This is a genomic window from Mesorhizobium sp. B2-4-3, from assembly GCF_006442815.1.
Lineage (GTDB): Bacteria > Pseudomonadota > Alphaproteobacteria > Rhizobiales > Rhizobiaceae > Mesorhizobium.
Map to the genome: position 1 here is coordinate 21,111 of NZ_VFVL01000051.1, position 6,749 is coordinate 27,859.

A 6,749-nucleotide genomic window follows, 5' to 3' on the forward strand; every position below is an offset into this window, starting at 1 on the left:
GCGAATGCGGGTTGATCGTAAGATCCGGGGACAACGGGGATCACGCGTGAAGTCGATCAGGGTGGTAGCGGGTAGTTTGAGGTCGTCCGCGGCAGCGTTGCTGGTGCTTGCGGTTGCCGGCTGCGCGGCGCTGGGCGGCAAGCCGGCGCCGCTCGACACGTTCGAATTGTCGGCGCCGTCGCTCGACATGCATGCCCACAGCCGCCGCCAGATCCTGATCGCCCAGCCGTCGGCGCTCAAGGCACTGGACAGCCAGAACATCGTCATCAGGCCTTCCGACCGGTCGATCCAGTTCCTCAAGGGCGCGCAATGGGCGGACCGGCTGCCGCTGATCGTGCAGGCGAGGCTGGCCGAAACCTTCCAGCGCTCCGGCAGCTTTGCCGGCGTCGGCAAGCCGGGCGAGGGACTGGCGATCGACTACCAGATCATCGTCGAGGTGCGCTCCTTCGAGGTACGCGTCAATGGCGGCGAGCATGCCGATGTCGACCTGTTCGTGCGCATCCTGAACGACCGCGACGGCGAGGTGCGCGCCTCGAAGAACTTCACCGCGAGCGCGCCGGTCTCCGGCAGCGGCAATGCGGCTTACGTCGGCGCGCTGGACAGCGCCTTCGGCCAGGCGGCGAAGGATATCGTCCGCTGGACGGATTCGACGATCTGAGCGCGGGGCTCCGGCAATCGAAATCATGGATATGAAAAAGGCGGGTCGAGACCCGCCTTTTTCAGTTCCGGTTCTGGCTTGGCGGCGTCAGTGCAACCGGCCGCTGGCGTGGGCCAGCATGGTGTAGACCTTGCCGGTGTCGGACGTCAGATAGGTCTGCGCCATGATGTTGTCGCGGTCGTTGCGCGAGACATCCTTGAGCAGCTTCTCGAAATCCTCGCAGTAACGGTCGACCGCGGCGCGGAATTCCGCCTCTGCCTGGTACTTGCGGCGGATCTCGTCAAAAGTCTGCTGGCCCTTCAGCGTGTAGAGGCGACGCGTGAAGACATCGCGCTCGCCGCGCCGGTAGCGGTTCCAGAGCTCGATCGAGGCGTCATGGTCGATGGCGCGGGCGATGTCGACGGAGAGCGAGTTGAGCGACTCCATGACATGCAGCGGCGAGCGCTGGGCAGGCGTCGCGCGCGGCGCTTCCGCCGCCGCCGGCCGCAGCTCCTCCTCGCGCGAAGCGTTGGTCAGGAGGTCGCGCACCCAGCCGCCCTGCGGGGGCTTGCCGTTCGGATCGCGGCGCGGCGCCTCGGCGGGGCGTTCAAGGTCGAGCGTGCCGCGCAGCGTGGTCTCGGCAAGCGGCGCCTGCGGAGCGCGAGCCGTGGGCTGCGGCTGAGGCTGCGGGGCCGGCGGACGGCGCAGCGGCGGTTCGGCGGCGCGGGCCGGCGCCTGCGGGGCAGGCCGCAGACCGCGCGGTTCGCCCTGTTCGCTGCTGCCGCTGCGGCCGGATTTCGCAACGATATCCGACAGTTCCTTGAGCGCATTGATCTGCTCTGCGACGGCGCGACGAATGGCCGAGGTCGATTCCTTGGCCTCTTCCGGCATCTCGATCACGCCCTTCTTCAGCTCGGCGCGGGTCAGGTCGAGTTCGCTCTTGATCGAGCCCGCAGTGCGGCGCATCTCCTCGGTCGCGTCGGCAAAGCGGCGTGTGGCCGAATCGACGACCTCGGCGATGGCGGTGCGGATCTTTTCCGCCGATTCCATCGTGCGGCCCTCCGCGGTCTGCATCGTCTGGCCGACGAGGCTTTCGAAGGAACGCATCACCTTCTCGAGGTCTTCCGACTTCTTGACCAGGCCGACGGCGAGGTCTTCCAGCGAGGACTGACGCTCCAGCGTGTGCTCGAGATTGCTCTGCGCGGAGCTGAGCAGGTTAGAGGCGCTGGAGAGCAAGCGGCTGTGCTCGTCGAACTTGGTCGCGATCGACGCCACCTCGCGCAGCGTTGCCGAGGACAGGTCGGTGAGCCGCGTGGTGTTGGAATCGACGAGACGCGCGGAGCTGGCGAAGGTCTGGGCGGCCTTCTCCGTGGTCGTGGCGAAGCTCTGCGTGCTGCCGGAGAGCCGCTCCTCGACCTGGCCGAGGTTGACGGCAGCCTGGTCGATCAACTGGCCGAGCTGCGCGCTGGAGGTCGTCATGCGGCCGATGAGATCGGCCACGCTGTCGGCAAGCGAGGAACGCGCGCCTTCGACTGCCGACAGGGTCTCGGCCGTGCGGCTGGCCAGCGCGTTGACGAGGTTCGTGTTCTCGCTGCGCAGCTTCTCGGCCGCCCGTTCGGTGACCTCTTCCATGCTGCGCTGCAGTTCGGAGCCGCCCTGGGCGAAGCGCTCGACCAGCGGCTTGGCCGTCTCGTCGAGGATTTTCGCCATCTCGGCCGAACGCGCCGCCAGCATGGTGTTGAGCTCGCGGGTGTTGGCGCCGATCGTGCGTGCGGCCTCGTTGGTGCTCTGACCGATATGCTGGCCGACCGCCGTAAAGGTCTCGGCGATGACGTTGGCGCGCGAGATGAGCTGGGCCTCGGCGCTGGAGACCTGCTCGTTGAGCTTCTGGCCCATGGTCTCGGTGGTATAGGCGAGGCGGTTTTCCACGCTCGCGACCTGGTCCTCGACACGGGCGGCCGCGGCAGAGGCGCTTGCGGCCAGCCGCTCGTCGGCGCCGGCCAGCGCCTGCTCGATCTCGCGGGCATGCACGGCAAGCTCCTGGCCGGTCTGGCGAGCGCGGTCGGCGACACGCTGCTCGGTGGCGGCGAAAGCGCCGACGATCGTGTCGGCATGCTCGCCGATGGTCGAGCTGGTCGAAGCAATGCGCGACACCAGGCGGTTGTCGGCGTCGTCGAAGATGCGGCCGATTTCGCCGGCACGGGCGGAGAGCGCTTCCGAACCCTCGGCAATGCGCGACATGAGCTGCTGATCGGCGCTGTCGAAGATGCGGCCGAGATCGGAGGCGCGGGCGGCCAGCGCTTCGGCCGATTCCGTGATGCGCATCGAGAGCCGTTCGTCGGCGCCCTCGAAGTTGCGCAGGATGTCGCCGGCGCGGGCGGCCAGCGACTGCGCCGTCTCGACGGCGCGGGCAACCAGCTTCTGGTCGGCCGTGTCGAAGGTGTTGGCGATCTCGCCGGCGCGGGTGGCGAGCTTGTCGGCGGTTTCCTCGGCGCGGGCCATGAGCGCGTTCGACGCATCGTCGGCGCGCGCCATCAGCATGTTGGACGTATCCTGGGCGCGCTCATGCAGGCGACGGTCCGCCGCCTCGAAGGCCTGCGCGATGTCCTCGGCCCTGGAGAGCAGCGCGGAGGAGGTCTGCTCGGCGCGTTCGGCGATCTTGCGGTCCGCGTCGCTGAAAGCGGCGCCGGCCTGCTCGTGCAGGGCACTGGTGACTTCCATGACCTTGTCGCGCAGCGCGCCCGCCACGAACACGGCGGTCTTTTCCAGCACGCCGCGGACATTGTCGACGCCTGTCGACAGCGCGCGCTCCATGGTGCCGGCACGCTCCTCGATGATACCGGTCTGCCGGTTGAAGGCCTGCTCGATCTTCTCGACGTCGGCGGCAATCGCCGCCGAGATGTCGCTGCTCCTGGCGGCGATCTGGTCGATATGCCCGGACACCGAACGATCGACGTCCTTGCGCGCATCGGCGAGCTTGACGAGATCGTCCTCCAGGGCCTTGGCCAGCATATTGCGGCCTTCGGACAGCTTGCCGACATGGCCGGCGATGACGTCGTCGATCTCCGAGCGGCTTTCAGTCAGCTTCTGAAGATCGGCTTCGAGGGCGCGCTTGAGGATATCGCGACCCTCGGCGAGCTTTTCGACCTGGCCGGCGACGAGGCCGTCAATGCCGGAGCGGCTTTCGGCAAGCTTGGCGAGGTCGGCTTCAAGGGCCCGGGTGAGGATATCGCGGCCTTCCGAAAGCTTCTCGACCTGGCCAGCGACGAGGCCATCGATCGAGGCGCGGCTCTCGGCCAGCTTGGCAAGGTCGGCTTCCAGCGCACGCTTGAGGATGTCACGGCCCTCGGCGAGCTTCTCGACCTGGCCGGACACCAGGCCGTCGATGCCGGCGCGGCTCTCGGCGAGCTTGGCAAGATCGTCCTCGAGCGCCTTGGACAGCGTCGCACGGTTCTGCGACAGCTGGTCGGCATGGGTCTGCATGAGGCCGCTGGCATTGGCCATATCGGCATCGAGCGCACGCGAAAGCTCGGCGCGGTGGCCGGTGATCTTCTGCGAATGATCGACGATCGCGCCCTGGATCGTGTTGAGATCGGCTTCCAGCGCGCGCTTGAGGATATCGCGGCCCTCGGCGAGCTTCTCGACCTGGCCGGCGACCAGACCGTCGATGCTGGAACGGCTCTCCGCCAGCTTGGCGAGGTCGTCTTCCAGCGACTTCGACAGCACTGAACGGTCCTGGACGAGCCTGTCCTGGTGGTCGGCGATGGCGCCGCTGACGGCTTGCAGGTCGGCTTCGAGCGCTTTCGACAGCTGCGAGCGATCTTCCAGCACCTTGTCCGAATGTCCCGCAATGGCACCCTTGATGGTGTTGAGGTCGGCTTCCAGCGCGCGCTTGAGGATATCGCGGCCTTCGGCGAGCTTCTCGACCTGGCCGGCGACCAGACCGTCGATCGAGGCGCGGCTTTCGGCCAGCTTGGCGAGGTCGGCTTCCAGTGTCTGCGACAGCAGGCCGCGGTCGTCGGCGAGCTTGCCGGCATGGCCGTCGATGAGGCCGCGGATGCCGCTCAGATCGTTTTCAAGCGCGCGGCTAAGCTCGCCGCGGTCCTCGGCGAGCTTGCTCGAGTGCGTCTCGATCAGGTTCCTGATGCCGATGATGTCGGTTTCGAGGGCCTTGGCGAGCACGGCGCGGCCCTCGGCGATCTTCTCAACCTGACCGGCGACAATGCCGTCGATCGAGGCGCGGCTGTCCTGCAGCTTGCCGAGATCGGCCTCCAGGGCGCGCGCCAGGATGTTGCGGCCCTCGGCCAGCTTGCCGACGTGGCCGGCGACCATTTCGTCAATCATTGTACGGGCTTGGACGAGCCTGCCGGAGTCTTCGTTCAAGGCCTGGGACAGCCGATTGCGGCCTTCGTCGAGCTGTTCCAGATGGCTGCCGAGCGAGGCGTCGATGGCGGCGCGCGACTCGTTGACCTTGCGCAGATCTTCTTCGAGCGCGCGCGAGATCAGGCCGCGGCCTTCGGCCAGCTTCTGCACCTGGTTGGTGACGGCGGCATCGATCGCCGCGCGGCCTTCGGCAAATTTCGCCAGGTCCTCCTGCATGGCGGCGGCCATGCGTTCGCGGCTCTCGGAAAGCGAGCGGCTGTGGTTCTCGACGGCTTCCTCGATGCCGACACGGGCATTGGCCAGCCGCTGGATGTCGGAATCGAAGGAGCGCGACACCACGTGCCGAGCCGCTTCCATGCGCCCGGCGAAGTCGGTGGCGCGGGCTTCGAGCATGGAGGAGGTCGACGAGATGATGTCGGCCATATCGGCGCCGATCTGGGTCTTGCCCTGATCGATCATCGCCGACAGCGTGTCCTTGCTCTCCGCGAAGGCGTGGGCGATTTCCTTCGCGCGCTCCACCATCGTCTCGTTGATCTGGCGGGCGCGCGCTTCGAGGGCGGCGTTGAGCTTCTGCGTGCCGGTGTCGAGCGCCTCGGCGCGGGTCTGGAACTCGCTGATCAGCGCCTGGCCGCGTTCGGCAAGCGTCCGTTCGATACCGCTGAGGCTCGTCTCGAACTCCGAGCTCAAGGTGCGCGCCGCGCCGCCGAGCAGCGAGACCATGCCATGGGTGCGGTCGTCGAGCAGGTCGGTCAGCGAGCGCGTCAGGCCGTCCGTGGTGTCGGTCAGCTTTGCGATACGGGTGTCGAGGAGGCTCGCGAAAGCCTCGCCGGAGGTCGAAAGACGGTCCGTGATGTTGTCCAGGCGCGATTCCACGGAATCGAAGATCGACGTCGAGCTTTCATTGATGCGATCGATCAGCGTGTCGCCGGAATTGTTGATCGTCATCGACAGCTTGGTCGATGCGTTAAGGATGGAGTCGCGGATGATATCGCTGGCCGAGCCGATCTCGTCGCGCAGCGTCTCGTGAGCGCTGGCAATGGAGGCGCGCACCCGCTCGGCATGGGTGACGACCGCCTCTCGCTCGCTGCCGAGACCATCGACCAGCGAACGGATGCGGGCCTCGTTCTCGGAATAGGAGCGCTCGATCTGGCTGACTTCGCCGTGGACAAGCGTTTCGAGCTCGACCGCGCGGGCCAGGGTGCGCTCGATGCCTTCGCCCATGGCCGCCACCTCGCGGCGAACGGCCTGGCCGATCATCATGACACGGTCCTGGGCGAGGTTCTCGGGCTCCGCCAGGCGGAAGGCGACCTCGGTCATGGATTGCGCGGCGATGCGCATTTCCTGCGCGCGCCGGATCATGGCGGCGAACGCCCAGAACAGGATGACCGGAACGATCGCGGCAACCGCGAGGCCGATCAACTCGGGACGGGCGAAGAACTGGTCGAAGGTGCGGATCTTCCAGATGCCGGGGCCGAACAACAGGTTGGCCAGGCCGCCGGCGCCGGCGATCCAGGCCAGCGAGATAAAGGCGATCACCCAGTAGACGGTGCTCGACGCACGGCGGTTGAGGCTGTGCAGCAGCGTCTTGTAGTCTTTCTGGCGGTCGTCATTGGCGGGCGTGAAGCCGGCGGGAGGGGTGAAGCCGGACGGCTGCCCGTTGCGCGGCTCGACCGGGCGCAACTCGGCCGGCTTGGCCGCGGGCGCCCTGGGAGGCTGGGGGGTGGCAGGC

General features: G+C 67.4%; 2 protein-coding genes. One reads left to right on the plus strand and one right to left on the minus strand.

Translation table 11 applies throughout. The features are described 5' to 3' along the window. Positions 1 to 4: 4 nt before the first annotated feature. On the plus strand, positions 5 to 658 hold the full coding sequence (locus FJ956_RS29095) for an ABC-type transport auxiliary lipoprotein family protein (protein ID WP_181170065.1): 654 nt from the start codon (positions 5 to 7) through the stop codon (positions 656 to 658). Between the two features lie 87 nt (positions 659 to 745). Here FJ956_RS29095 and FJ956_RS29100 read toward each other — a convergent pair whose 3' ends face one another. Next, a complete protein-coding gene (locus tag FJ956_RS29100) occupies positions 746 to 6,700 on the minus strand; it encodes a kinesin (RefSeq protein WP_246681618.1) in 5,955 nt (1,984 codons plus the stop codon). Positions 6,701 to 6,749 lie beyond the last annotated feature (49 nt).

Excerpts from the sequence above, each read along its gene's own strand:
- FJ956_RS29095 (WP_181170065.1), top strand. The coding sequence starts at position 5 with ATGCGGGTTGATCGTAAGATCCGGGGACAACGGGGATCACGCGTGAAG.